At 65.7% G+C, this 26,028-nt stretch carries 27 protein-coding genes; 8 read left to right on the top strand and 19 right to left on the bottom strand.

Annotated elements, in window-relative coordinates; genetic code table 11:
- Positions 1–186 precede the first annotated feature (186 nt).
- The 4 genes from V7Q53_RS18700 to trxA form a co-directional block, all read right to left on the bottom strand.
- Positions 187–348, bottom strand: a complete 162-nt coding sequence (locus V7Q53_RS18700; protein WP_333830290.1) for a hypothetical protein — start codon at positions 346–348, stop codon at positions 187–189.
- A gap of 357 nt (positions 349–705) precedes the next feature.
- Complete coding sequence (locus tag V7Q53_RS18695) at positions 706–912, bottom strand: Trm112 family protein (RefSeq protein ID WP_333830289.1); 207 nt, start codon at positions 910–912, stop codon at positions 706–708.
- Complete coding sequence (locus tag V7Q53_RS18690) at positions 909–1,562, bottom strand: LON peptidase substrate-binding domain-containing protein (RefSeq protein ID WP_333830288.1); 654 nt, start codon at positions 1,560–1,562, stop codon at positions 909–911. Before V7Q53_RS18690 ends, V7Q53_RS18695 begins: the two co-directional genes overlap by 4 nt.
- A gap of 26 nt (positions 1,563–1,588) precedes the next feature.
- A complete protein-coding gene (gene trxA / locus V7Q53_RS18685) occupies positions 1,589–2,494 on the bottom strand; it encodes a thioredoxin (protein ID WP_333830286.1) in 906 nt (301 codons plus the stop codon).
- Positions 2,495–2,620: 126 nt separating this feature from the next.
- Between trxA and V7Q53_RS18680 the strand changes: the two genes are divergently transcribed.
- Positions 2,621–3,256, top strand: coding sequence for a GDSL-type esterase/lipase family protein (locus V7Q53_RS18680; RefSeq protein WP_333830285.1), 636 nt, complete (start codon positions 2,621–2,623; stop codon positions 3,254–3,256).
- A gap of 6 nt (positions 3,257–3,262) precedes the next feature.
- On the opposite strand, the gene V7Q53_RS18675 is transcribed toward V7Q53_RS18680, so the two are convergent.
- Both V7Q53_RS18675 and V7Q53_RS18670 read right to left on the bottom strand, forming a co-directional pair.
- On the bottom strand, positions 3,263–4,051 hold the full coding sequence (locus V7Q53_RS18675; RefSeq protein ID WP_333830283.1) for an exodeoxyribonuclease III: 789 nt from the start codon (positions 4,049–4,051) through the stop codon (positions 3,263–3,265).
- A 230-nt stretch (positions 4,052–4,281) separates the two neighbouring features.
- On the bottom strand, positions 4,282–4,968 hold the full coding sequence (locus tag V7Q53_RS18670; protein WP_333830282.1) for a response regulator transcription factor: 687 nt from the start codon (positions 4,966–4,968) through the stop codon (positions 4,282–4,284).
- 172 nt (positions 4,969–5,140) lie between these two features.
- Here V7Q53_RS18670 and ribA point away from each other — a divergent pair, with 172 nt between their 5' ends.
- Both ribA and V7Q53_RS18660 read left to right on the top strand, forming a co-directional pair.
- A complete protein-coding gene (ribA, locus tag V7Q53_RS18665; RefSeq protein WP_333830281.1) occupies positions 5,141–6,223 on the top strand; it encodes a GTP cyclohydrolase II in 1,083 nt (360 codons plus the stop codon).
- On the top strand, positions 6,223–6,726 hold the full coding sequence (locus tag V7Q53_RS18660; protein ID WP_333830292.1) for a L,D-transpeptidase family protein: 504 nt from the start codon (positions 6,223–6,225) through the stop codon (positions 6,724–6,726). The genes ribA and V7Q53_RS18660 overlap by 1 nt, the downstream gene beginning before the upstream one ends.
- Before the next feature lie 66 nt (positions 6,727–6,792).
- Here the strand turns inward: V7Q53_RS18660 and V7Q53_RS18655 are convergent, their stop codons facing one another.
- The 3 genes from V7Q53_RS18655 to V7Q53_RS18645 form a co-directional block, all read right to left on the bottom strand.
- Entirely contained in the window at positions 6,793–7,443 is a 651-nt protein-coding gene (locus V7Q53_RS18655) for a YggS family pyridoxal phosphate-dependent enzyme (RefSeq protein WP_333830280.1), read from the bottom strand.
- Positions 7,444–7,499: 56 nt separating this feature from the next.
- Complete coding sequence (locus tag V7Q53_RS18650; protein ID WP_333830279.1) at positions 7,500–7,853, bottom strand: hypothetical protein; 354 nt, start codon at positions 7,851–7,853, stop codon at positions 7,500–7,502.
- Positions 7,854–8,014: 161 nt separating this feature from the next.
- Positions 8,015–9,013: a porin gene (locus V7Q53_RS18645; protein ID WP_333830278.1), complete on the bottom strand. Its 999-nt coding sequence runs from the start codon at positions 9,011–9,013 to the stop codon at positions 8,015–8,017.
- 290 nt (positions 9,014–9,303) lie between these two features.
- Between V7Q53_RS18645 and V7Q53_RS18640 the strand changes: the two genes are divergently transcribed.
- The 5 genes from V7Q53_RS18640 to V7Q53_RS18620 all read left to right on the top strand — a co-directional run bounded on the left by V7Q53_RS18640 (position 9,304) and on the right by V7Q53_RS18620 (position 14,679).
- Entirely contained in the window at positions 9,304–9,819 is a 516-nt protein-coding gene (locus V7Q53_RS18640) for a DUF3576 domain-containing protein (protein ID WP_333830277.1), read from the top strand.
- Between the two features lie 90 nt (positions 9,820–9,909).
- A complete protein-coding gene (gene leuS / locus V7Q53_RS18635) occupies positions 9,910–12,471 on the top strand; it encodes a leucine--tRNA ligase (protein ID WP_333830276.1) in 2,562 nt (853 codons plus the stop codon).
- Positions 12,458–12,937 (top strand): LPS assembly lipoprotein LptE, encoded by a 480-nt coding sequence (locus V7Q53_RS18630; protein ID WP_333830275.1) that lies wholly within the window; start codon positions 12,458–12,460, stop codon positions 12,935–12,937. Before leuS ends, V7Q53_RS18630 begins: the two co-directional genes overlap by 14 nt.
- A complete protein-coding gene (holA, locus tag V7Q53_RS18625; RefSeq protein ID WP_333830274.1) occupies positions 12,934–13,962 on the top strand; it encodes a DNA polymerase III subunit delta in 1,029 nt (342 codons plus the stop codon). The genes V7Q53_RS18630 and holA overlap by 4 nt, the downstream gene beginning before the upstream one ends.
- A 114-nt stretch (positions 13,963–14,076) precedes the next feature.
- Positions 14,077–14,679, top strand: coding sequence for a glutathione S-transferase family protein (locus V7Q53_RS18620; RefSeq protein ID WP_333830273.1), 603 nt, complete (start codon positions 14,077–14,079; stop codon positions 14,677–14,679).
- Positions 14,680–14,778: 99 nt separating this feature from the next.
- Here V7Q53_RS18620 and V7Q53_RS18615 read toward each other — a convergent pair whose 3' ends face one another.
- The 10 genes from V7Q53_RS18615 to V7Q53_RS18570 form a co-directional block, all read right to left on the bottom strand.
- Positions 14,779–15,153 carry a hypothetical protein gene (locus V7Q53_RS18615; RefSeq protein WP_333830272.1) on the bottom strand — a complete coding sequence of 125 codons (375 nt, stop codon included), beginning with the start codon at positions 15,151–15,153 and terminating at the stop codon, positions 14,779–14,781.
- A 91-nt stretch (positions 15,154–15,244) separates the two neighbouring features.
- Positions 15,245–16,894, bottom strand: coding sequence for a DNA repair protein RecN (recN, locus tag V7Q53_RS18610; RefSeq protein ID WP_333830271.1), 1,650 nt, complete (start codon positions 16,892–16,894; stop codon positions 15,245–15,247).
- A 40-nt stretch (positions 16,895–16,934) separates the two neighbouring features.
- Complete coding sequence (locus V7Q53_RS18605; protein ID WP_442954452.1) at positions 16,935–17,798, bottom strand: outer membrane protein assembly factor BamD; 864 nt, start codon at positions 17,796–17,798, stop codon at positions 16,935–16,937.
- A gap of 168 nt (positions 17,799–17,966) precedes the next feature.
- Positions 17,967–18,893 carry a UDP-3-O-acyl-N-acetylglucosamine deacetylase gene (gene lpxC / locus V7Q53_RS18600; protein WP_333830268.1) on the bottom strand — a complete coding sequence of 309 codons (927 nt, stop codon included), beginning with the start codon at positions 18,891–18,893 and terminating at the stop codon, positions 17,967–17,969.
- 228 nt (positions 18,894–19,121) lie between these two features.
- On the bottom strand, positions 19,122–20,834 hold the full coding sequence (gene ftsZ, locus V7Q53_RS18595) for a cell division protein FtsZ (RefSeq protein ID WP_333830267.1): 1,713 nt from the start codon (positions 20,832–20,834) through the stop codon (positions 19,122–19,124).
- Positions 20,835–21,037: 203 nt separating this feature from the next.
- Positions 21,038–22,369, bottom strand: a complete 1,332-nt coding sequence (gene ftsA, locus V7Q53_RS18590) for a cell division protein FtsA (RefSeq protein WP_333830266.1) — start codon at positions 22,367–22,369, stop codon at positions 21,038–21,040.
- Positions 22,366–23,799, bottom strand: coding sequence for a cell division protein FtsQ/DivIB (locus V7Q53_RS18585; protein WP_333830265.1), 1,434 nt, complete (start codon positions 23,797–23,799; stop codon positions 22,366–22,368). The genes ftsA and V7Q53_RS18585 overlap by 4 nt, the downstream gene beginning before the upstream one ends.
- Positions 23,787–24,701, bottom strand: a complete 915-nt coding sequence (locus tag V7Q53_RS18580) for a D-alanine--D-alanine ligase (RefSeq protein ID WP_333830264.1) — start codon at positions 24,699–24,701, stop codon at positions 23,787–23,789. The genes V7Q53_RS18585 and V7Q53_RS18580 overlap by 13 nt, the downstream gene beginning before the upstream one ends.
- Positions 24,702–24,794: 93 nt before the next feature.
- Positions 24,795–25,730, bottom strand: a complete 936-nt coding sequence (gene murB / locus V7Q53_RS18575; RefSeq protein WP_333830263.1) for a UDP-N-acetylmuramate dehydrogenase — start codon at positions 25,728–25,730, stop codon at positions 24,795–24,797.
- Positions 25,731–25,835: 105 nt separating this feature from the next.
- A partial coding sequence (locus V7Q53_RS18570) for a hypothetical protein (RefSeq protein ID WP_333830262.1) occupies positions 25,836–26,028 on the bottom strand: 193 nt, incomplete at its 5' end.

Raw genomic sequence — 26,028 nt, 5'->3', positions numbered from 1 at the left:
CCCCTGCCTAGTGCCCGCGCCCCGACAACGCCCCCATCACCCGGAGTTCATCAAAAACCGCCCCTGAACGGGTTTGAACGACAAGACACAGCCCGCCGTGCCCCGCTTCATCTTGCCCTAAATACGCGGGGGTGAATGAGCCGAAGGCCCAGAGGGGGCAAGGGCCCCTTTTGCGGGCCCGCCAGACTAGCTTTCGGGAAATTGCGCGTGGCACTGGCCCGTTGCCTGCGCGGCGCGCTGCTCTTCGCGCGCAAGGGCGCGTTCAAGCTGCGCGATGCGCTCCTGCTCGTCGGCAACATTGATGGGGCGGCGCGATTCGTGCAGGGTCTGCACCGGCGCCATGCACATGAACCGCATGCCGGTGACGGGGAATAGCAGAATTCCGGCATCATCTCGGTACGGGTGTTGCGCTGGATGGCGTAGCCGCGCGCGATGTTCACCCGCCGCTCGGTCAGCTCTTCCTGCAAGAACCGCACTTCGGCATTCGCGCCCGCGATGCACTGCTCAAGCGGAGTCGCGCATCCGTTCAATGCCAGTGCAAGACCCGCAAAAACTGTAGCCCTGATCAGCGCCGCGCCCGTCATGGCACCCTCCCGATTGCTTTGTCGCCACCAGAATACACCTGCGCGGCGCCCCCGGCAAACGGGTTAAACAGGGCGTATTTGTGGCAAGATGAAGCAGCACGGCGGCACAGAAGCCCGCCGGTCAGTCCAGCTCACGCGCCTCGGCGGCCAGCATGATCGGGATACCGTTGCGGATGGGGAACGCCAGCCGCGCCGTGGACGAGATCAGCTCCTGCCCCGCCGCGTCATATTGCAGGCGCCCCTGAGTAACCGGGCAAACCAGCGCTTCGAGCATCTTGCGGTCAACGGCGGGGCCCGGGGTGGTGGCCTCTGCAGGGACTCCGGTCATTGCATCCGCTCTCCGGGAGTTGCGCTGCTGCGCCCACGCAGGGCAAATTCCATCAGCGTGACCAGGGTCTCGCGCCGGGTCTGAAGCGAGGGTGCTTCAAGCAGCGCCTGACGTTCCTCGGGCGGGAAAGGGCAGAGCATGGAGAGCGCGTTGATCAGAAGCTCATCCTCGGCCTCTTTCAGGCTGCTCCAGTCGGTCGACAGGTCCACCGCTGTGAAATAGCGCGACAGCAGGTCCAGAAAGGCGGGGCGGTCCAGCCCCGGGTCGCGTTCGGCCGGGCCGCGATCGCGCTCAAATCCGTCCCATGATATCTGCCCGCGCCGGTAGGGCGCGAACCCCTCCACCTCGGACAGCAGGCGAAAGCGCGACATCCCGGTCAGGGTGATCATGTAGCGCCCGTCTTCGGTTTCGGAAAACGCCGTCAGCCTTCCGGCGCAGCCGATGGCATGCAGCCGCGCGGCTTCCCCCCCCGGCACGGCGCGCGGCTGTATCAAGCCGATCAGTCGCTCCCGGGTTTTCATGCAATCTTCGAGCATCGCCAGATAGCGCGGCTCAAAGATATGCAGCGGCAGCCGCGCACGGGGCAGCAGCAGCGCCCCGGGCAGGGGAAACAGCGCGATGGAGTCAGGCAGGTCTGGCTGAGTGCTCATGGCCTAAATGTAGTCCTGCGTGCGCCTCAGGCAAATATTATCGAGCTGAGGCGGCGACGTCCCTTCTGCACCAGCGGGTCGGTGGGTTTGAGCGCGTCGAAAATGGTGAAAAGCTGAGTTCTCGCCGCGCCTTCGTTCCAGTCGCGGTCCCGGCGGAACAGCTCCAGCAATTCGTCAATCGCGCTCTCGGTATCGCCGCGGGCATAAAGCGCCTGCGCCAGATCGAACCGCGCCTGATGGTTCGCCGGATCAGCCGTGACAGCGGCGCGGAATTCCTCGACAGGGCCTGCATTGGCGGCCTGCCGGGCCAGCGCAAGCTGCGCGCGCGCGGCTTCAACCTCTTTCGCGTTTTCCATCGGGGCGGGGGCATTGGCCAGAAGCGCCTCGGCCTGATCCAGCTCGCCCATGGCGATATGCGCGCGCGCCAGCCCGCCGAAGGCCGCCGCATTGTCGGGCGTCTGCCCCAGAATGGCGGCGAAAAGCTGCGCGGCCTCGACCGCCGCGCCCTCGGTCAGAAGGGCCTCGCCCTCTTCCAGCGCCGCGCCCAGCCCGTCATCACCCGCCAGCGCCGTCAGCTTGTCGACGAATTTCTTCAGCTCGCCCGCAGGCAGCGCGCCCTGAAAGGCATCGACCGGCCGCCCCTCAAAAAAGGCATAGACGGTGGGAATGGACTGGATGCGCAGCTGCGCGGACAGCTCCTGATTCTCATCGACATTGATCTTGACCATCCGCACCTTGCCGCGCGCCGCGGTCACCGCCGCCTCAAGCGCGGGGCCAAGCGTTTTGCACGGGCCGCACCACGGCGCCCAGAAGTCGACGATGACCGGCACTTCCTGACTGGCCTCGATGACATCGGCCATGAACGTCGCTTCAGAAGAATCCTTGATCAGATCACCCGCCGGCGCGGGATTGGTTTGGTTCATACCCAGCATTGCAGCCCTCATCCGCTAAAAGTCTTTGCCCCTATATGAGGGTCATACCGTCAAAGGCCAAGGGGCAAGTGCTGGACTTCCGCGCCCGTCCCCCTAAGCTTGCCGGGCAACAGACAGGAACGCCCCATGCCCACCATCCTGACTTTCGGCGACAGCAACACCCATGGCACGCCGCCGATCACCGACCGCACGGCCTATGCCCGCCACGCGCCCGGAATCCGCTGGCCCACCGTCATGGCAGCGCGGCTGCGGGCGGACTGGTGGCTGGTGGAAGAGGGGCTCCCGGGCCGCACCGCCCAGTTTGACGACCCCACGATGGACGGGCTGATGAACGGCCACCCGGCGCTGCGCCAGGCCCTGCAAAGCCACGGGCCGCTGGATGTGCTTACCATCATGCTGGGCACCAATGACGTGAAAACGCGCTTCGGTGCGACACCGCATTGCGTGATGGCCGGACTTGCCGGGCTGCTCGATCTGGCATTGGGGGCAGAGATGCAGGCACGCCACGGCGGCTTCCGGCTGCTGCTGATCGCTCCGCCCCCGGTACAGGAAACCGGCCTGCTTGCCGCTGACTTCTGGGGCGGAGCCGAAAAATCGCGCGCTCTTGCGCCGTTGCTGGCGGGGTTGGCACGCGCGCGCGGGGTGGGCTTTCTGGATGCCGGGCAGGTGGTGTCGGTCAGCCCGGTTGACGGCGTGCATCTGGACGTGGCGGCGCACCGCACGCTGGGCGAAGCCGTCGCACAGGCCGTTCAGGCCCTCTGACCGCGCTTACAGATCGAAGCTGGCAAAGACCGGGGCATGGTCTGAGGGTTGCTCCCAACCCCGCACCGCCCGCAGAATGCGCGAGCCATGCGCCGCCCCGGCAATATCGCGGCTTGCCCAGATATGATCCAGCCTGCGGCCCTTGTCGGCGGCATCCCAGTCAGGCGAGCGATAGGACCACCAGCTGTAAAGCTGCCCCGCAGGGATATCCTTGCGCGTGACATCGACCCAGTCGCCGGCCTCAAGCGCGTCATTCAGCCCCTCGGTTTCAACCGGGGTGTGGCTGACGATCTTCAGAAGCTGCTTGTGGTTCCAGACATCATCTTCGCGCGGAGCGATATTCAGATCCCCCACCAGAATGGCCTTGCCTGGCCGGTCAGATCGGAAACGATCACGCATCTCGGCGACGAAATCCAGCTTATGGCCGAATTTCACGTTCAGCGCCCGGTCCGGTATGTCGCCGCCCGCTGGCACATAGCAATTGTGGATCACCACGCCGTTTTCCAGCCGGGCCGCGACATGGCGGGCATCGCCCTTTTCGCACCAGTCGATATGACCCGCATCTTCCAGCGGCAGCCGCGACAGGATCGCCACGCCGTTGTAGCCCTTCTGCCCGCGGGACACCTGATAGCGATAGCCCAGAGCCGCGAAATCATCGAAAGGGATTTTTTCAACCGGGCTTTTGCATTCCTGCAGGCACAGCACATCCGGCGCCTCATCGCCCAGCAGGCGCTGAACCAGGCCCGTACGCAGGCGGACGGAGTTGATATTCCAGGTGGCAAGCGTGAAGGGCATGGCGGGCATCCTTGGTTTTGCCCCTGTTTACCCTTCCGGGCCGCCCCCGTTCAAGCGCAGGAAAGAAAAAAGGTCCGGGCACGAAGCCCGGACCAGTCCAACAGGGAGGTGACGTGCCATAACCCCGACACGCCAAGGGGATGAGTTATACGAACACTGTCGCATCCGTTCGTATATTTGTCGTTAAGGCGCGCAATCAAGGCCTGCGCGCCGAAAAATATTTCACAGGTTCAGGGAACCAGCCGGTAGCCGCCGGGCTCGGTCACGAGCAGGCGCGCATTCGAGGGATCAGGCTCGATCTTCTGGCGCAGGCGGTAGATATGGGTCTCCAGCGTGTGGGTGGTGACCCCGGCGTTGTAGCCCCAGACCTCATGCAAAAGCACCTCGCGGGGCGCAACCCCCTCGGGCGCGCGGTAGAGGAACTTGAGAATGTTGGTCTCTTTCTCGGTCAGCCGGATCTTGCGGTCACGCTCATCCACCAGCATCTTCTGCGCGGGTTTGAACTGATAGGGGCCAAGCTGAAACACCGCATTTTCTGACTGCTCATGCTGGCGCAACTGGGCGCGGATACGGGCCAGCAGGACCGGGAACTTGAAGGGCTTGGTCACATAATCATTGGCGCCCGCATCAAGGCCCAGAATGGTATCGGCATCCGAATCATGGCCCGTCAGCATCAGCACCGGGCATTTCACCCCGGCTTTGCGCATGCGCTTGCACAGCTCACGCCCGTCGGTATCGGGCAGGCCGACATCAAGGATGACCAGATCGTAAGGCCCGGATTTGACCTTCTCCATCGCCTCCGCGCCGCTGCCGGCCTCGAATGTATCGAAGTCCTCGGTCATCACCAGCTGTTCGGCCAGCGCCTCGCGCAGGTCGTCGTCGTCATCGACCAGCAGGATCCTGTTGAGCTTCGACATCTTGGGCCTCGCATTCAAACCGTTGTTTTCCTGATTTAAACTGCGCCCCCTGCCATCCGGTTTCAAGATTTGCGACATTTTCCTCACGCGGACGTGTCGGTGGGGCGGTGAATGTTTCAATTTCCGGGCCAGCACGCTACATCAGGGACGGATATGTTGCACCGGACCCGGCATGAGCCTTTCACCCAGCCCCCTCGAACGCCTCAACCGCGCCCGCGCCGATCTGCGCATGGGGCTGCCGGTGCTGTTGACCACGCCAGAGGGCGCGGCGCTGGTGATTGCCACCGAAAGCCTGACCGCGCCGCGCCTGTCTGACCTGCGTGCGCTCTGCGACCAGCCGGTGCTGGCGCTGACCGGGCACCGCGCCCAGACCCTCAAGGCGCGGGCCTATGACGGCGATGTCGCGCGGGTGCTGATTCCGCCGGATGCGGGCCTTGCGTGGATCGAGGCCCTCGCCGACCCCGCCGACGACCTGCGTGTGCCGATGAAAGGCCCGCTGAAAACCCTGCGCGATGGCCGGGCCGATCTGCACCGCGCCGCGATCCGGCTGGCGAAATCGGCACAGTTGCTGCCCGCCGCGGTGCTGGCCGAAACCCCGCAGGCCCGCGCGCTGGCCCTTGAACACGGCCTGACCGCGCTGGACGCCGCCGAAACCCTGGCGCTGGAAACCCGGCTTTCCCCGGTGATCGCCGCGCGCCTGCCGATGCGGCTGGCGGGGGCCGGGCGGCTGCATGTGTTCCGCCCCGATGACGGCGGGATTGAGCATTACGCCATCGAGGTCGGCCAGCCTGACCGCCATTCCCCCGTTCTTACGCGGCTGCACTCGGCCTGCTTTACCGGCGATGTGCTCGGCTCGCTCAAATGCGATTGCGGCCCGCAACTGCATGGCGCGCTCACGGCGATGCATGATGCGGGATCGGGCGTGCTGCTGTATCTCAATCAGGAGGGGCGCGGCATCGGTCTGGCCAACAAGATGCGCGCCTATTCGCTGCAGGATCAGGGGTTTGATACGGTCGAGGCCAACCACCGGCTGGGCTTTGACGACGATGAGCGCGATTTCCGGCTGGGGGCAGAACTGCTGCGGCGGCTGGGCTTTGATCAGGTGCGGCTGCTGACCAACAACCCCTCCAAAGTGGCGATGCTGGAGCGCGGCGGCATCACGGTGGTTGAAAGGGTGCCGCTGAAAGTGGGGCTGACGGCCGAAAACGCGGGCTATATGGCCACCAAGGCCGCGAAATCGGGGCATCTGCTGTGATCACACCGCAGGATATCGTGGTGACGGCCCATGGCGCGCGCTTTCTGGGCCGCGCGTTTCCCTGCGCCATCGGGCGCGGCGGCTTCACCGCGCGCAAGCGCGAGGGGGACGGCGCCACGCCGCTGGGCATCCACCGCCTCGTCGCGCTGCTGTACCGGCCGGACCGCATCGCCCGCCATGCCCTGCCGGGCTGGGCCGTGCCGATCCGCCCGCGCGACCTGTGGTCGGATGACCCGGCTGCGCCCGATTACAACCACCTGACCCGCGCCCCCTACCCGTTCAGCCACGAAGCCCTGCGCCGCGCCGACCCGCTCTATGACCTGATTCTCACAACTGACTGGAACTGGCCGGTCGCGCAGCGGGGTCATGGCTCGGCCATCTTCGTGCACAGCTGGCGCGCCCCACGCTACCCCACAGCGGGCTGCGTCGCCTTTTCACGCGCCGATCTGTTGTGGATCGTGCGCCGCCTGACCCCCGAATCACGTCTTGTCATCCGCGGCTGAGCGCCCTTCATCTTGCCGGAAATACGCCGGGGGTGAGCCGCGCCAGCGGCGAGGGGGCAGCGCCCCCTACCCTGTTCTGGCGCCAAAGATCGCCGAACCCACCCGCACATGCGTGGCCCCCAGCGCCACCGCGATTTCGAAATCATCGCTCATACCCATCGACAGACCGGCAAGCCCGTTGCGCCCGGCAATAGTGCCCAGCAGGCGGAAATGGGGTGCAGGGTCTTCTTCGGCGGGGGGGATGCACATCAGGCCGCGCAGGGGCAGATCCATCGCCCGGGCCTCGGCGATAAAAGCATCCGCCGCATCGGGCAGGATACCGGCCTTCTGCGGCTCCGCTCCGGTATTGACCTGAACAAACAGATCCGGGCAGGCGCCCCGTTCCTGCGCCAGACGGGCCAGCGCCTGCGCCAGTTTCGGACGGTCAAGCGAATGGATGGCGTCGAACATCTCAACAGCGGCGCGCGCCTTGTTGGTCTGCAACGGGCCGATCAGATGCAGCGCGATACCGTCAAAGCGCGCCTGAAAAGCGGGCCAGCGGCCCTGCGCCTCCTGCACCCGGTTCTCACCAAAGATCCGCTGGCCCTGCTCCAGCACCTCGGCAACCCGCTCAGGCGGCTGCACCTTGGAAACGGCAATCAGCGTGACCGCGCCGGACGCGCGCCCGGCATCGGCCTCAGCCTTGCGCAGACGGTCGGTGATTTTGGCAAGTGACATCCTGTCCCCCTAAGCTGCGCGGGCAAGACACCACAAAGCACGGGCGATTAAAAGCCTCAGAAGCGGCCCAGACCCCGGTCGCGCCAGGGGGCGCGGGTGTTGAGGTTGTCGAGCGACACACCCAGCGAGACGCCGACCTGCCAGCCATTGTCGAACTGCTGGTTGAAAGTCACGGTGTAGCGCGCGCCATAGCCCGGCTCCAACCCCGTTTCGCTGTTATAGGACATGCCGAATCGCAGTTCGACGCGGTGGGTGACCGGCTGAAAGGTCAGGTCATCCCGTACCGTTTCGCGGAAGGCATCCGCGCGATAGAGGCCGCTATCAAAGGTTTCTGTGGTGGCAAAGCCGGCGGCCGGCACCAGCAGCGCAGCAATGGCAGCAAAAATCGGCAGACTGGGGACAATGCGCATCGGTCTTCCCTTCGGCGGCGGTACCACTGGAATCCTAGCATGCCCGCCCGGCGCATTCAAACACGATCCGCGCGCAAGGGCGCGCGCCACTCGCCAACCGGTCGCATAAAAAGAAAGAGCGGGCCGAAGCCCGCTCTTCCAAAACTCAACCGATCCGGGGATCAGAAGTTGAAGGCAACGCCGATCGAACCGGTGGTCTGACGAACCAGACCGGCGCCAGCGCCAGTGCCCGAACGCAGGGTAGCGCGCTCTGCACCGGCGGTGATCGAAGCACCACCACCCAGGCCATAGCTGTAGCTGATGCCATAGGCGCTTTCGTCGTTCACGCGACCGACGAAGCCATACAGGTTACCGCCGCCGAGTTCGGCATTCGCGTTGACCTGGAAGTTGGTGTTCGAGTCGCCGTCAATGCCGCTGAGGGCCCAACGGGTCGAGTCGTTGTTGATACGGGCAACGATCGCACCAACGCCCCAAGGGCCAGCGTTGTAGTGAGCCGACGCAGTGATGACTTGGTCAGACAGACCGCGGTCTTGCTGGTAGCCGAGAGCGAAGGTGAAGGCATCAAAGCGACCGCGAACAGCGAGTTCAACACCGTTGTCACGCTCGGCCGAGATGGCGCCCTGGAAATCACCCATGGTGTAGCGGGCATGGATGGTCTGCTCGTTGCCGGTGTTCACGCCGCCAGGAGCGTTCGAGCCGAACCAGGTAACCGAGCCCATCATGTCGAGCGAGTCAGCGCACTGCTGGCCACCCTCATAGCCGATGCCGCAGCCGCCAATGTAACCCATTGCGGTACCCGAGGTGGCGATAGCGCCGTCCTGGTTACCGAAGGTCAGGCGCAGACCGGAAGCTTCAACCCAGACGCGGTGGCCCGAGAACAGCTGCGAGGTCATCATGGTCGCGCTGCCACCAGCGGTCTGCAGACGCAGACGGGTGAAACCGCCGAAGCTGAGGCCGTGGTCAGCCTGAACAGCAACCGAGAAGTTCAGCTGCAGACGGCTTTCGGTGCGCCAGTTGGAGTCGGTGCCGGTGCGGGTGGTGAAACCCAGGTCGCTGTACTGGACACCCATACGGCCCTGACCACCAATGGTCACAGCTTGCGAGTGGGCGACGCCTGCCGAAAGGGCCAGTGCTGCCGAAGCAAGGAGAATTTTTTTCATGGTTTTCCCTCGTTGACTTGAGATGCTGCCCACCTTGCTGGAAGCTGGGTCTGTGCCTATTTCCTGCTTGGGAGGCTTTTTTGCAAGCCGAAGCAAACCCGCCCCGGAACTCTGGCCTTTTGTGGTGCAGAATTGCCACGCCGCCTTCTGGCCCCTTCGCGCACCGTCCATATAGGTGCACGCGCAGGCGCGTCGACGCGCAGCCTGTGCCGGCTTTCCAGCAAATGGCTTGTTCCGGGCCGCACCCTCGGCTAGATACGGGGGCGAATATTGCGAAAGGGCCTGTCTGCATGTCGATCCATCGCGCCGCGAAACCGATCATTGCCTTGGCGCTGGTAACGGCGCTTGCCGCCTGTGGCGGGGGTGGCATGGGCAACATGTTCTCGCGCGAGAACAACGCCACGGCGCAAGAGATTGCGCAGCGGGATATCGTTGAAGAGCGGGTGCGCGCCACCGGCTCACCCGATTCGATCTGGGATCTGTTCGGGGGTGGTGACGCGCCGGACAGCACCATCGCGGTCAACCGCTACCTCTGGGTCGCCTCGCTTGAGGTGCTTGATTTCCTGCCGATCGAAACGATTGACCCGTTCTCGGGCGTGATCACCACGGGCTTTGGCACCCCGCCGGGCGGTGGCCGCCCCTACCGCGCGACGGTGCATGTGACCGATGTGGCGCTTGATGCGCGCTCGCTCAATGTCGCGCTGATCAGCCAAAGCGGCCCGGCCAGCGCCGAGACCGTGCGCGCCGTCGAAAACGCGATCCTCAACCGCGCCCGCCAGATCCGCATCCGCGACCGCAGGCTCTAAGCCCGCGCGCGGGCTGGACCCGCCCCGCATTGGCCGCTATCACGTCGCCGGGCCGCTCAGCGCCCGGCGTTTTCTTGTCAGAGGAAGACCATGTCAGGCCAGCACGACGCCCGATATCATCCGCAAGCGATTGAACCGAAGTGGCAGGCCGAATGGGAGGCCGCTGGCTGTTTCACCGCGCGGCGCGACGCATCCCGCCCCAAGTATTATGTGCTTGAGATGTTCCCCTATCCTTCGGGGCGCATCCATATGGGCCATGTGCGCAACTACACGATGGGCGATGTGGTCGCGCGCTACAAGAAGGCGCAGGGCTATGCGGTTCTGCATCCGATGGGCTGGGACGCCTTTGGCATGCCCGCCGAGAACGCTGCCATGCAGGAAGGCGGGCACCCCGCCGACTGGACCTATAACAACATCAAGGTGATGAAGGGGCAGATGAAGCCGCTGGGCCTGTCGATTGACTGGTCGCGCGAATTTGCCACCTGTGATCCGGAGTATTACGGCCAGCAGCAGGCCATGTTCCTTGATTTTCTGGAAGTGGGGCTGGTGTACCGCAAGAATGCCGTGGTCAACTGGGACCCGGTCGATATGACGGTTCTGGCCAATGAGCAGGTGATCGACGGCAAGGGCTGGCGCTCGGGCGCCGAGGTGGAGCGGCGTGAGCTGACGCAATGGTTCTTCCGCATTTCCGACTATAGCCAGGAATTGCTGGAGGCCATCGACGGGCTGGAGAACTGGCCTGAAAAGGTCCGGCTGATGCAGAAGAACTGGATCGGCCAGTCGCGTGGTCTGCAGTTTGCCTTTTCGACCGTGGATGCGCCTGCCGGTTTTGAACGCCTTGAGGTTTATACCACCCGCCCCGACACGCTGCTGGGCGCGTCTTTCGCCGCCATCTCGCCCGATCATCCGCTGGCGAAGCATCTGGAGCGGCATGACCCGGCGATCGCCGCCTTCGTGGCCGAGTGCCGGCGCATCGGCACCACCGAAGAGGCGCTGGAAAAGGCCGAGAAGAAGGGGATGGATACCGGCATTCGTGTCCGCCATCCCTTTGACAACGCGTGGGAACTGCCGGTCTATATCGCCAATTTCATCCTGATGGATTACGGCACCGGCGCCATCTTCGGCTGCCCCGCCCATGACCAGCGCGACCTTGATTTCGCGCGCAAATACGGGCTGCCGCACCCGGATGTCTTTGTCGCGCCGGGTGATGATACCCCGGTTTCCGACATGGCCTTTGTCCCCGCCAAGACCGAGCCTGTGCGCTATCTGCGCGGTTTTGCGGGCGAAGAGATGCAGACCGGCGAGCAGGCTGTCGAGGCCGCCATTGCCTTTTGCGAAGCGAATGGCGTGGGTTACGGCGTCACCAAATACCGTCTGCGCGACTGGGGCTTGTCGCGTCAGCGCTACTGGGGCTGCCCGATTCCGGTGGTGCATTGCGAGGCCTGCGGCGTGGTGCCCGAGAAGAAGGAAAACCTGCCGGTCCAACTGCCGCATGACGTAACCTTTGACAAACCGGGCAACCCGCTGGACCGTCATCCGACATGGCGCAACTGCGCCTGCCCCCGCTGCGGTGCCCCGGCCCTGCGGGAAACGGACACGATGGATACTTTCGTGGACAGCTCCTGGTACTACGCCCGCTTCACCTCGCCGCGCGCCACCACGCCCACGGTGGCCGAGGATGCCGGATACTGGATGAACGTGGACCAGTATATCGGCGGGGTGGAACATGCGATTCTGCACCTGCTGTATTCCCGCTTCTTCGCGCGCGCGATGCACAAGACCGGCCACCTGCCCGCCAAGGCCATCGAGCCGTTCAACGCGCTCTTCACGCAGGGCATGGTGACGCATGAGATTTACCAGACCCTTAACGCGCAAGGGCGGCCGGTCTATCACCTGCCGGAAGACATCGAAGACGGCAGGCTGAAGGCCACGGGCGAGGCCGTTCAGGTCATCCACTCGGCCAAGATGTCCAAGTCCAAGAAAAACGTCGTCGATCCGGTGAATATCATCGAAGCCTTCGGCGCCGATACCGCGCGCTGGTTCGTGATGTCCGATTCGCCGCCTGAGCGGGATGTGGAATGGACAAGCGCAGGCGCTGAGGCCACGTTCAAACACCTCTCGCGCGTCTGGGCGCTGTCCGAGCGGATCGCCGATATGCCCGATGCGCCCGGCACCCATGATGAAGACCTGCTGCGCGCGATGCACCGCGCCATCGACGATGTTACCCGCATGATCGAGGGTTTCGCCTTCAACAAGGCCATTGCCAAGCTCTATGAATTCACCAACACGCTGTCGAAGACCACTGCCAGCGCGCCGGTACAGAAAGCGGCGGCAAAGGTACTGGCGCAGCTCATGGCCCCCATGACCCCCCATCTGGCCGAGAATATCTGGGCGCGCCAGGGCGGTGAAGGGCTGGTGACCGAGGCGAAATGGCCCACCGCCGACCCGGCGCTGCTGGTGTCGGATACCGTGGTCCTGCCGATCCAGATCAACGGCAAGCGCAAGGCCGAAATCACCGTGGCCGCAGATGCCTCAAAGGAAGAGGTTGAAAAAATCGCGCTGGCCGATGATGCTGTGCTCAAGGCGCTGGCCGGGGCCAGCCCGAAAAAGGTGATTGTCGTGCCGGGACGGATTGTGAATGTCGTTGTCTGATCGCCGCGCCTTTCTGCTGGGCCTTGCCGGGCTGGCAGGCGTGGCGGGCTGCCGGTTCACGCCGGTCTATGCGCCGGGCGGGGCCGGGCGCGTGCTGCAGGGCGCGGTGCGCGCGGACGATCCGACCCAGCGCAACGAATACCAGTTCGTCGCCGCGCTGGAAGAGCGCCTTGGCCGCCCCGAATCGCCGCGCTACGCGCTCAGCTACCGGATCGGGCAGCGCTATGTCGGCGGCGATGCCTCACGCGTGCAGGTTCTGGGAACGCTGCAATACGTGCTGACTGACATGGCAACCGGGGCCGAGGTTGCGGCGGGCAGGGTTGACGGCAATGCGGGCTTTTCCACCACCGCCACCCAGTTGGCTGAGCAGGCCGCCGCCGAGGATGCCGAATTGCGGCTGATGCGGGTGCTGGCCGACAGCCTTGTGCTGCAGCTGATCACTGTGCCGGAACTGTCCGGCTCATGAAACTGTCCCCACGCGACGCGCCCGGCTTTCTGGCCCGGCCTGATCCGCGGGTGCCGGGCGTGCTGATCTACGGCAGCGATGCGATGCGCGTGGCCGAAAAGCGGCAAGGGATGATTCGCGCATTGATCGGCCCCGAGGGCGAGGCCGAGATGCGCCTCGCCCGCTTCCCGGCCACAGACCTGCGCAAAGACCCTGCGGCCGCGATTGACGCCGCAAAGGCCCAGGGCTTCTTTCCCGGCCCGCGCGCCGTGCTTGTCGAAGAGGCGACCGATACCGCCACCGAGGCGCTGAAAGCGGCGCTGACCGACTGGGCGGAGGGGGATGCGCTGCTGGTGGTCACCGCAGGCCAGCTCAACGCCTCCTCGAAACTGCGCAAGCTGTTCGAGGGTGACAAGCGCGCGCTTGCGCTTGCCATCTATGACAACCCGCCCGACCGCGCCGAGATCGAGGCGATGCTGCGCGATGCGGGCCTGACATCGGCCCCGCCCGAGGCCATGCGCGATCTTACGGCGCTGGCGCAACTGCTTGAGCCGGGGGATTTCCGCCAGACCCTGACTAAGATCGCGCTCTATAAACACGGTGACTCCACGCCCCTGACCCCGGCAGAGATCGCCGCGCTGGCCCCGCAGAGCAGCGAAGCCGCGATTGATGACATGCTGGACGCCGTCGCCGAAGGCCGCCCCGCCGCCATCGCGCCCCTGATGGCGCGGCTGAGCGCGCAGGGCGTGGCGCCGGTCACCCTGTGTATCGGCGCGATGCGGCATTTCCGGCTGCTGCATGCGCTGGTCTCCGACCCGCGCGGCCCGGCGCAGGCCATCGGCACGCTGCGCCCCCCGGTTTTCGGCCCGCGCCGCGACAAGCTGCTGCGGCAGGCGCAGCGCTGGCGCAGTGATCGGGTGGAACTGGCGCTGAGCGAAATCACCGAGACCGACCTGACGCTGCGCTCCACCAGCCGGGCGCCGCTGGCGGCACTGACCGAACGCGCCATGCTGCGGCTGGCCACCATGGCGGCGCGGCAGCGCTGAGCGCCTCTGCCGCAGCGGGTTCCCGCCACGCCTTTCCGCGCAGGGTCATAATGCCCCCTTGCGCGAAAGCCCCGCAGCGTGGATCACTGGCGCCCGGATATCCGGAGGAAAACCATGCCCGACAGCAGCTATACCGTCATCGGCAATACCCAGTCCCGCGCCGCGCGTGTGCTGTGGATGCTTGAGGAACTGGGCTTGCCCTATGAGCATGTCGGCGTGAAGCCGCATGCAAGCGAGGTCAATCAGTTCAACCCCTCGGGGAAGGTGCCGGTTTTGCTGGTCGATGGCGCGCCGGTCACCGATTCAACCGCGATCAACCAGTTTCTCGCCGACCGCCACAACCGCTTCACCTTCCCCGCCGGAACGCTTGAGCGCGCGCGGCAGGATGCGCTGACCCAGCTTGTGCTGGACGAATTTGATGCGGTTCTCTGGGTTGCCGCGCGCCACAGCTTCATTCTGCCAGAGGCGCAGCGCGTACCCGGTGTGAAAGAATCGCTGCGCTGGGAATTCGCGCGCAACCAGTCGCTTTTCGCGCGCCGGATGGGGGAGACGCCCTTCCTGATGGGAACCGAGATGACCGTGCCGGATATCGTGCTGGCGCATTGCTGCATCTGGGCCAAGGCCGCGAAGTTCGACATTACCGAGCCGAAACTGCAGGAATACATGGGAAATATGCTGCAACGCCCCGCGCTGCGCAAGGCGCTGAAAGCGGGCTGAACGCTCCGCTTGCGCACCACGGCTTGCACCGGGGGGTGGACGACCTTCAGAAGGGCCGTTCACCCCCCGGTGCATCGTCTACGGCCGGAACAGCCCGGCTCAGAGCGACATGATGCGCGCTTCACCATTCGCATAGCTGTAGCTGCAGCGCACCTCATAGACCTGCTGGCCGCGCGCCACACGCAGCATCACATCGCGTGAACGCGCGACGCCGTCATTGCCGCTCACTTCCCGCGTGCCGACAACACTCTGAACCGCCAGCCCCTGGCTTTGCCCCTGCTGCGAACAGGCCTGCTCAGCCGCGCTTGCCGGGGCCGCGCCCTGCATGCCGCCGGGCGCACCCGGCGCGGTATTGAAAACGGGCGGCGGCGCGCTGCGCACCGGCGCGGGACCGCGCATGTCAGGCATCTGTGCACAAGCGGAAATGGCAAGAACACTGGCAAGCACCGTAACGGTCCGGGCGAAAGGGATCATGAGCAAACTCCTGGTCATGGATTGCGACAAAAACTGTGACAGGGCCCTGCCGCAGCATACAACCGGCCTGCTGCCTGCATTACCGGCGCCTTCAAGGCACCAGCAGGGCGCGGGCGGCGGCGCGGGCGGCTTCGGTAATCCGGTCCCCGGCCAGCATTCGCGCCAGTTCATCAACGCGCGAATCCTCAAAAAGTTGCGTCACGCGCGAAAGGGTTTCACCGTTCTGAACGGTTTTCTCGACCCGCCAGTGATGCGCCCCCAGCGCGGCCACCTGCGGGCTGTGGGTGACCACCAGCACCTGCGCCCCCTCCGACAGGGCGCGCAGACGACGGCCCACCGCATCGGCGGTAGCACCGCCCACCCCCCGGTCAATCTCGTCAAAGATCATCACCTGCTCGCCGCCGGCACGGCTGAGGCAGACCTTAAGCGCCAGCAGAAAGCGCGACAGCTCCCCGCCCGAGGCGATGCGGTTCAGCGGCCCGGCGGGCGCGCCCGGGTTGGTCGCCACCTCGAAGCTGACCGTATCGGCCCCGTCCGGCCCCGGCTCGGCGGGCGCAAGCGTGGTGGTGAAAACCGCGCGCTCCATTTTCAGCGGTGCCAGTTCGGCGCGCATCGCAGCGTCCAGCGCGGCGGCGGCGGCGTGGCGCTTCGCGCTCAGCGCGGCGCAGGCGGCATCATGGGCGGCGCGCGCCTCACTTTCCGCGCGGGCCAGTGCGGCGGCGTCGCTGTCGCCCGCATCCAGCGCCGACAAACGGGCGCGCAACTCCTGCGCATGGGTGCCCAGATCATCAGGCAGAACGCCGTATTTGCGCGCCATCCCGCGCAAAGCAAAGAGCCGGTCTTCGACCAGCTCCAGCGCGGCGGGGTCGGTGTCGAGGGCGTCAAGGCAGGCATCCACCTCCGACTGCGCCTCGCCCAGCTCGTTCAGCGCCCGGCCCAGCGCCTCGATCGCGCCATCAAGGCGGCCTTCCAGATCAGCCGCAGCGCCGTCAAGCCAGCGCAGCGCATCATGCAGCAGCCGCTCCGCTCCCTCTTCGCCCATGGCGGTGCGGGCGCGGGCGACATCGCCGCTCAGCCGGGCGGCGGCCTGCATCATGCGGCGGCGGGCGTCCAGTTCGGCCTCTTCGCCCGGCTCGGGGCTCAGCTTGTCCAACTCACCCACGGCATGACGCAGGAAATCTTCCTCGGTGCGCAGCGCCGCCAGCCGCTCCTGCGCGGTCTGGCGCGCGGCACGGGCTTTGGACAGCGCGCGCCATGCCGTGCGGCTGGCGCCCAGCTCGGCCTCAACCCCGGCGAAGAGGTCCAGCAACTGGCGGTGGCCGCGCGGGTTCAGCAGGCCCCGGTCATCATGCTGGCCGTGCAGCTCCACCAGCGTTTCCGACAGCGCGCGCAGCACCTCGCCCGAGACACGCCGATCATTGATCCAGGCGGTCTTGCGCCCGTCCGGGGTGTTGACGCGGCGCAGGATCAGCTCATCACCCGCACCGATCCCGGCATCGGCCAGAATTCCCTGCGCCGGGTGCGTGGCGGGCAGGTCAAACACCGCCTCCACCTCGCCCTGCGCGGCGCCGGTGCGCACCAGTTCGGCTCTGCCGCGCCAGCCCAGCACAAAGCCCAGCGAATCCAGCAGGATCGACTTGCCCGCTCCGGTTTCGCCCGTCAACACGTTCAGGCCCGGCTGAAACGCAAGTTCCAGCCGGTCTATCAGAAGCATGTCGCGGATCGAAAGGTTGCGCAGCATCACGGCGCTCCTGCCCCGGTTCCGGCGGCGTCTTGCGCGCCTACAGCCACTCGCCCCGGACGGCCTGGCGATAGATCGAGCGGATCCAGCCTTCACCCCGCGCCTCAGGCGACAGACCCTGACCGCTCAGCAGGCGGAAGCTGTCCTCATAGAACGGGTTGGAGCGGAAGTTGTGGCCCAGAATCGCCGCCGCCGTCTGCGCCTCGTCGCGCAGGCCAAGCGCCAGATAGGCCTCAACCAGCCGGTGCAGCGCCTCGGGCGTGTGGGTCGTGGTCTGGAACTCCTCGACCACCACGCGGAACCGGTTGACGGCCGAAGTCTGCAATCCGCGCCGCAGATAGAAGCGGCCGATTTCCATTTCCTTGGCGGCCAGATGGTCAAAGGCCAGATCGAATTTCAGCACGGCCGAGCGTGCGTATTCGGTGTTCGGATACTGCTCGATCACCCGGCGCAGATGCTGCAGCGCCTGAAAGGTCAGGCCCTGATCGCGGCCCACATCCTCGATCTGGTCATAATAGGTCAGCGCCAGGATATAGGCGGCCCATGCGGCATCCTCATCACCCGGATACTGGTCAAGGAAGCGCTGCGCGGTGGCGCGCGCGCCCTCATATTCCCGGTCTCGGTGCTGGGCATAGGCCTGCATCACGATCGCGCGGCGCGCCCAGGAGGTATAGGGATAAATCCGCTCAACTTCGCGGAAGTAACGCAGCGAGCTTTCGGCCCGGCGGCTGGTCTCCAGCACATATTCACCGCGACGATAGATATCCTCGGCGGTGAAGCCTTCAAGCGACTCATCCGTGCTGGTCCCGCCGCCACAGGCAACAAGGGCCAGGCAAAGGCCGGCCACAAGCGCCACAGAACGGGCTTTCCTGAATGAAAAACTGCTTGCTTGCCCGGTCAACATCATGTCCCGCATCCTCTTGCGCGCGTCCCGCATCGGCCGGCGCCTGCTGAAATCCTTGCGCCCACCCGGGGGCTTATGCCGGTTCCTAACACATAAGAAACCGACACGCAAAACGCCTTTGCGCTGAAACAGGGTTGAAATGGGCGGGCATCAGGCGCGCGCGTTTTGTCAGGCGGTCAGCGCCAGATCCTCGGCGCAGACACCGGCACCCGGCATCGCATGGGCCTCGGCATCCGATACGGTCACGCGCTCGAATGCGCCGCGGTCCGCCAGAAGGGCGCGCACCAGCCGGCCGGTCAGCACATGCCCCGCGCGATGGCCCACATAGCGCCCGATGATCGGCGCCCCGGCCACGGCCAGATCGCCCATCGCATCAAGCATCTTGTGGCGCACCGGCTCGTCGGCGTGGCGCAGCCCGCCGGGGCTGAGCACATCTGCCCCGTCAAAAACCACGGCATTGTCCATCGTGCCGCCCAGTGCCAGACCATTGGCGCGCATGAAATCGACATCGGCCATGCGGCAGAAGGTGCGGCTGTCGGCCAGTTCGCGCACGAAGGTGCCGTTGCACAGCACCAGATCCTTGGTCTGCCGCCCGATAGCGGCATCGGGGAAATCAATCTCGAAAGCGATCGACAGATGCGGCGCGGGCTCCAGCCGGGCAAAGGCGGCACCGTCGCGCACCTCGACCGGGCGCAGCACGCGGATGGCGCGCAGCGGCGCACGCAACTGGCGGATACCGACGGCGATGAACGAGGCAACGAAGGGCCGCGCCGAACCGTCAAGGATCGGCACCTCCTCGGCATCGAGCGTGATATGGGCGTTATGAATGCCGCAACCGGCCAGCGCTGCCATCAGATGCTCGATGGTGGAAACCGTCACCCCCGCGCCATTGCCGATCCGCGTACACAGATTTGCCTCGATCAGCGCGGCGGGTGATACACGGATACGGCGCTGCGAAAGGCTGAGGGCCAGATCGGTACGCTCAAAGACAATGCCAGAGCCTGCGGGCGCCGGGTGGATGCGCAAATTCACAGACTTGCCGGAATGCAGTGCTGCACCCTGGAACCGGACCGTTGTTTGAAGCGTTGTCTGCACGAATTGCCCTCTGTCGCGGCTATCCCGCTGTTGTCAGCTATTTAGGCACGGGTGCTCCCCGGCTCAACTCACAGTTTGCGACAGCGTTGTAACAGTCTGCCCCGACACAGGCAGAAAACCGCCGATATTGGCGTTATTCCCACAAGCCATTGATTACACAAAGAAAGAAACCGGCCAAAGCCGGTTTCCCTTTCTCGCATCTCTGGGGGAAGTGATCAGAAATCACGCTCAGTTTGCTTGGCGGCGCAGGAAAGCGGGGATTTCGATACGGTCTTCCGAGGCGCGCTGCGCGGGTTCATCGTCATAGGCCTGAATCGGCGGCTGCACCCGTGCAGTCTGCGCACCATGATCTCCGCCAGCCCCGGACATGCGGCTGATCAGCGATCCGATGCCGAAGCGGGCGCGCGGTTCGTGCTGTTGTTGCACCGGGGCGGGCACCGGCTCTGGCGCGCGCTGGGTGACCGAGCGCGGTGCCTCGGGCTGTTTGGCAACGGCAGCACGCAGGCGTGCCAGCGTCTCGGGCGAGGGCGCGCCAGCCGTGCGCGGGCGCGGGGCGACATAGCCACTCGCCTCATCCTGCCATTCCTGCGGCTGATGGGGCTGGTAGTGATGCTGCTGGCCGTCGTTCAGAACCGAATCCAGATCAAACTCGTTCTGCACCGGATTATGCTGACCGGCGTTTTCATGGCCATCATGGGCGCGCGGCGCGTATTCGGGTTGCTGCTGTTCGGCGCGGGCAGCGGGGCGCTGAGCCTCATACTGGCGTGGCGCCTCGTACTGACGCGGTGCTTCATACTGGCGCGGCGCCTCGTATTGCGGCGCGGCTTCCACATGCTCACGCGGCTCGAATACCGGCTCCTGCCAGCTGTCGCGCGCGGCGGCCTGCTGCGGCTCAGGCTCGGCGATCTCTTGCGTCTGCGGGGCCAGCGGCTCGGACAGGCGGCGGCGCGGCACTTCCATCGAGGCGGCATCGGCCCGCGCTTCGATTCCAGTGGCAACAACCGACACACGGATCGCCCCTTCCATCGCCGGGTCCAGGGTGGAGCCCACGATGATATTCGCCTCGGGATCAACCTTTTCGCGGATCAGGTTGGCAGCCTCATCCAGCTCGAACAGGGTCAGATCATGCCCGCCGGTGATATTGATCAGCACGCCACGCGCACCGTTGAGGCTGATCTCGTCCAGCAGCGGGTTGGCGATGGCCTTCTCGGCGGCCTGGCGGGCGCGGTCTTCGCCGGTGGCTTCGCCGGTGCCCATCATCGCCTTGCCCATCTCATCCATCACCGCGCGGACATCGGCAAAGTCGAGGTTGATCATGCCCGGGCGCACCATCAGATCGGTCACACCCTTGACGCCCTGATACAGCACGTCATCGGCCATGGCGAAGGCCTCGGTGAAGGTGGTCTTTTCGTTGGCAAGGCGGAACAGGTTCTGGTTCGGAATGATGATCAGGGTATCGACCACCTTCTGCAGCGCCTCAACACCGTCTTCGGCCTGACGCATGCGCTTGGCGCCCTCAAAGGCGAAAGGCTTGGTCACCACACCGACAGTCAGCACACCCAGCTCGCGCGCGGCCTGAGCGATGATCGGCGCGGCCCCGGTGCCGGTGCCGCCACCCATACCCGCCGTGATGAAGCACATATGCGCCCCGGCCAGATGGTCGATGATTTCCTCAAGCGTCTCTTCAGCGGCGGAGGCGCCGACCGAGGGGCGCGCACCTGCGCCAAGCCCTTCGGTGACCTTCACGCCCAGCTGAATGCGCGCGCGCGCCTTGGACTGTTGCAGCGCCTGCGCGTCGGTATTGGCGACGACAAACTCCACCCCTTCGAGCTGCTGGTCAATCATGTTGTTGACCGCGTTGCCGCCAGCGCCACCAACCCCGAACACGGTGATCCGCGGTGTCAGTTCCTGCTTATCCGTCGCGATGAAGTTCAATGCCATTGCCTTATCCGCCTGTCTTGTTCCGGGTTGCCCTCGCCGATCGCCAATCGGTTCGTCGTCCGGTTCTTGGTGATTTGCCAGATTTTGCACCAATAGTAGCGATCCGGCACGGGAACGTCATTAAAAAAAACCTTGATCCCACCAAATCTGGAGGAATTTCGCCGAGATTCCGCGCATTTCGGCGAATCAACCTGATCTGGTGGTTACCAGTTGTCCTTGAACCATTTCATCGCGCGCTTGAGCGGGCGCGCAGAGAAGCGGTCAGCGGGGATGTCAAAGTCCCACCATTCATCCTGCGGGCGGGCCGCGAACAGGCACAGGCCCACAATGCCTGCAAAGGCGGGGCCGGTGGCTGCCTGCGGCAGGCCCTGCACGCGCATCGGCCTGCCCAGCCGCACCTGCTGGCCCAGAATGCGTGCCGCCAGCCCGTCAAGGCCGGGAATCTGGCTGCCACCACCCGCCAGCACAATCTGCTGGCTGGGCAGATGGTCAAACCCGGCAGCATCCAGCCGGGCGCGCACCTCTTCCAGTATTTCCTCAACCCGGGGGCGCATGATGCCGATCAGCTCCGAGCGGGTGATGGTGCGGCGGTCCTTGTCCCAGTCGCCGCTGTCGCCGCCGATCTCGATGATCTCGCGGTCATCCTTGCCAGTCGCCTGCACCCCGCCGTAAAACGTCTTGATCCGTTCGGCGGCGCTGTACGGGATCTGCAACCCCTTGGCGATATCGCTGGTGATGTGATCGCCGCCCAGCCGGACGGTATCGGCATAGATCATGTGCTTCTTGATGAAGATCGAGATGCCGGTCGCCCCGCCCCCCAGATCAATCGCCGCCGCGCCCAGTTCCTGCTCATCTTCCACCAGCGATGACAGCGCCGAGGCATAGCTGGCCGACGCAAGCCCCGCCACCTCGACATCGCAGCGCTTCAGGCAATGCACCAGGTTCTGCATCACATCCGCCTCGATCGACAGAAGGTGCATGTCACAGCCCAGTTTGCGCCCGGTCTGGCCACGCGGGTCCGACAAGCCCGAGCGGTGATCAAGCAGGAAGTTCACCGGCTGGGCATGCAGCACCTCGCGCCCCGGCCCCAGATCGGGCACATCGCAGGCCGACAGCACGCGGGCGATGTCATTCTCGGTCACCTGCGCGCCTTCCAGCTCCACCGTGCCTTCGAGCCCATAAGAGCGCCCCTGCCCGCCCGAAAAGCAGACAATCGCATGATCAACCCGGACCTGCGCCATCTTCTGCGCGGTCTGAAGCGCGGTGCGCACCGCGCGCTCGGTCTCGGCCATCGCGGCGATTTCGCCAAAACGCACCCCGCGCGAACGGGTCGTGCCCGCACCGATCACCCGGAAGGTAGCCTGCCCGGCCATATTCCCCACGCCTGACCCTTCCGCCGCCCCTTGCGAGCCGAATTTCAGGATCAGACAGGCCACCTTGAAGGTGCCGATATCAAGAACGGCGATTACGCCGCGCTGCATCGCCTGCTGGCGCATGTGACGCATTGCGCGCTGGGACTGGTAGAGATCGGTCATCGGTTCGGAACTCCGCTTGCCTGATTTCTGATGCGATGCAGCTCCACCATGGCGGGCTGCGAAAGACGAATGGTTGGGCGCGAAGCATCGCGCAGATCGACGACACTCACATCACGCGCCAGAAGGTCCTGCGCGCCGTCCAGTGCCAGCACCCGCTCAAGCGCAACAACGGCGCCGTCGGCAGGCAGCATGATGCGCTGGCCACGGTCCAGTACCACATCCCAGCGCCGCTCACTGATCCGCACCAGCCCGCGCATCCGCGCGCGCAACGGGCTGGCGGCGGCCAGAAGCTGCTGGGCTTCGGCAATGGCTGCGGGCGCACCCTCGCCGGCGATCAGCGGCAGATCGGCACGCGCCTCACGCTCGGCCAGCCGGGCAATGCGGCGGCCCTCGCCATCGACCAGCTCCAGCCCGGCGTGATGACGCCAGACCATGACCGGCTCACGCTCGATCACCGACACTTCCAGCACCCCGCCGGAACGGATCCGCAGCGCCGCCGTTTCAACGGCATCCAGCGCTTCGGTCGCGCGCCTGAGTTCTTCAAGGTCCAGCCGGAAGGATGAGACGGGAAATTCCAGCCCCAGCCGCAGCGAAATGGCCCGCGCCACTTCCGGCGTCTCGGCATTCACGCTCAGCGTTGTGACCTGAAATTCGGGCCGGTTCTCAAACCCGGTGCGCAACTCGCTGAAAAAGTCGGTGACCTGCGCGCGCCTTGCGTCATCGCCCAGCCACAGGCCTATGGTGAGCGTCATCAGGAAAAGGGGCAGGCCAAGGGTGATGCCCCGGCGGATAAGCGGGGTCAGCCAGAGCCGGTGCAGCCGGTACGACAGGCGGCTGGGCGAGGGATCACGCCGCACCCGCCGCGCCGCCGGGCGGGTTGGCTGGTTCGCGGGCTTGGCGGGCTGTTGGGCAGAGGCCAGGGCCGGGGGTGCGGACTGGGCCGGGGAATGGGCCGGGGAATGGGATGGAGCGGCGGTTGATACCGCAGCAGGGCGCGCGCGCTCTTCGGGCCAGGAATACACCGCTGAAGGGATCGCGGGCTGGGAATCGAGCAGCGGATCTGGCTCCGGCGTACCGGGTGCGGCGGGGGGCGCAAAGGCATGGGCACGCGGCGCAACCGGCTGCACGGAGGCCCGCCCCTGCCCTGCAAAGCCGGGGTATTGCGACGCCCCGGCACCGGGCGCGCTGGCAGGCGACGCGGAACGCATCACCGCCTGGCTTGGCGCAGACGTGGCGGCAGGGTCTGCCTGCCAGTGCCCGTGCGATGCACTGATCGAGGGGCCGGCCGGCGCAGCCGGGCGGGTGTCCGGGTGAACCTGTGGCCAGTGCTGCCCGGCGGGGGCGGCAGTGCGGCGCAGCGGCGGCTCCGCCATCTGGCCCGGCTGCCGGTTGCGCGGGTTAAAGCGGGGGTCGCCGGTCATCGCTGACATGACGCATCCTCCACCAGCCAGCGGCACAGATCGGGAAAGGAGATGCCGCAATGCGCCGCCTGTTCAGGGCTGAGCGAGGTGGGTGTCATCCCGGGCTGGGTGTTCGTCTCCAGCAGGATCAGCCCGGCCAGCCCGCGCGCCTCATCCCAGCGGAAATCGGTGCGGCTCAGCCCCCGGCAGCCCAGCGCCTGATGGGCCGCCAGCGCATGCGCCATGCAGGCGTCAAAAACCGGGGCAGGCACCGCAGCGGGCACCACATGATGCGAGCCGCCGGGCTTGTATTTCGCATCATAATCATACCAGCCCGTGGTGACGATATCGGTGACCGTCAGCGCCCGGTCGCCCAGAACGCTCACCGTCAGCTCACGGCCCGGCACATAGGCCTCGACCATCAGCTGATCGGGCATCTCGGGCGACAGGTTCGGCGGGCGGTTCGCCCCTTCCGCCACCAGATAGACGCCGACCGACGAGCCCTCGTTATAGGGTTTGACCACATAGGGCGGGGCCATGACATGCGCGGCTTCGATTGCTTCGCGGCTGGCCAGCAGGCTTTCAGCCACCGGCAGACCGGCGGCGCGATAGGCTTCCTTGGTGCGCAGCTTGTCCATCGCCAGCGCCGAGGCCAGCACGCCCGAATGGGTGTAGGGAATGCCCAGCCATTCCAGCAGGCCCTGCACGCAGCCATCCTCGCCCCAGCGGCCATGCAGCGCGTTGAAAGCAACATCGGGGCGGATTTCAGCCAGACGCGCAGGCAGATCCCGGCCGGCATCGACCTCGATCACCTGATATCCCGCCTCCCGCAGAGCGATAGCGCATTCGCGCCCTGTTGACAGAGACACCTCGCGCTCGGCCGAGATGCCACCCATCAGTACCGCTACTTTGGGGGCTGTCCTGCTCGACATGCCCGCCACCATTGCCTCAATCGGCCCGGTTCGGGGCCATTTCCGGGGCTTTGCGCCCCTTTTGTCGTTTGCGCCGCCGGGCTTTGCGCCCGGTCAGTCGCCCTGCAGGGAGTCGCCCACCCGCATGACTTCCCATTCTAGCGAAATTCCACTGTTTTCCAACACCCTTTTTCGCACTTCCTCCCCCAGGGCCTCAAGATCGGCGGCGGTGGCGGTGCCGGTGTTGATCAGAAAGTTCGAATGCATGGGCGACATCTGCGCCCCGCCGATGCGCGCGCCACGCATTCCGGCGTCATCAATCACCTTCCAGGCCTTCAGGCTGTGCTCATCATCCGCCCGCCCGGTCGAGCTGTATCCGGCCGGATTGCGGAAGGTCGAACCGGCGGTGCGCTCGCGCGTGGGCTGGGTGGCATCGCGCCGGGCCAGTTGCTCATCCATCCGGGCGGCCAGTTCAGCCGGATCACCGGCGGGGGCGGCAAAGGTGGCGGCGATGATCACCCATCCCTCGGGCAGGGTGGAGCGGCGATAGGCCAGCTCCAGCGCAGCCGCTTCCAGCACCCTGATCGCGCCGTCGCGCGTGACCACCGTCACCGCCTCCAGCCGGTCGGAAACATAGGTGCCGTAGCAGCCCGCATTCATCCGCACCGCACCGCCGATTGCGCCGGGGATGGTGCGTAGAAAGGTCAGGTCCAGCCCGGCCTCGGCGGCCCTGCGCGCAACATGGGCATCAAGCGCCGCAGCCCCGGCGATCACCCGCCCGTCCGCACAATCAATGCTGTTGAACCCGCGCCCCAGACGGATCACCACGCCCCGGATACCGCCATCGCGCACAATCAGGTTCGATCCCACGCCCATGGGGAAGACCGGCACCTCAGGATCCAGCGCGGCCAGAAAACCTGCCAGATCACCGGCATCGGCGGGCTGAAACAACCATTGGGCAGGGCCGCCCACGCGAAGCCATGTCAGCCCGTCAAGCGGGCGGTCAGGGGTGAGGGTGCCGCGATGGGCGATATCGGTCGGATGGGTCATGAAGCGGAGATATCCCTCAGGCTTCAACCTGTCCAGCCGGGCGCAACAAGGCGCGCCCGCACCACCGGCGAAAAAGCGCCTTGCAAGGCGCTTCAACGCGATTGCTTAAGCACGTTCCCCCGCTCCCTGCCCGGTGCGTCGCCGCATCCAGCCGCCCAGCGCCGCTCCAAGAACCGCCCCCAGCATGGCGGGCGCGGCGAAAACCAGCGCCATTATGATGTGGCCCAGCCCCTCCATCCCCTGCGCTGACTGCGCAGCCAGAATGAAGCCTGCCAGCGCCACCGCCAGCCCCCCCGCG

This window comes from Pararhodobacter sp. (genome assembly GCF_036802785.1).
Classification (GTDB): domain Bacteria; phylum Pseudomonadota; class Alphaproteobacteria; order Rhodobacterales; family Rhodobacteraceae; genus Pararhodobacter.
This window is presented reverse-complemented; position numbering and strand designations above follow the sequence as displayed.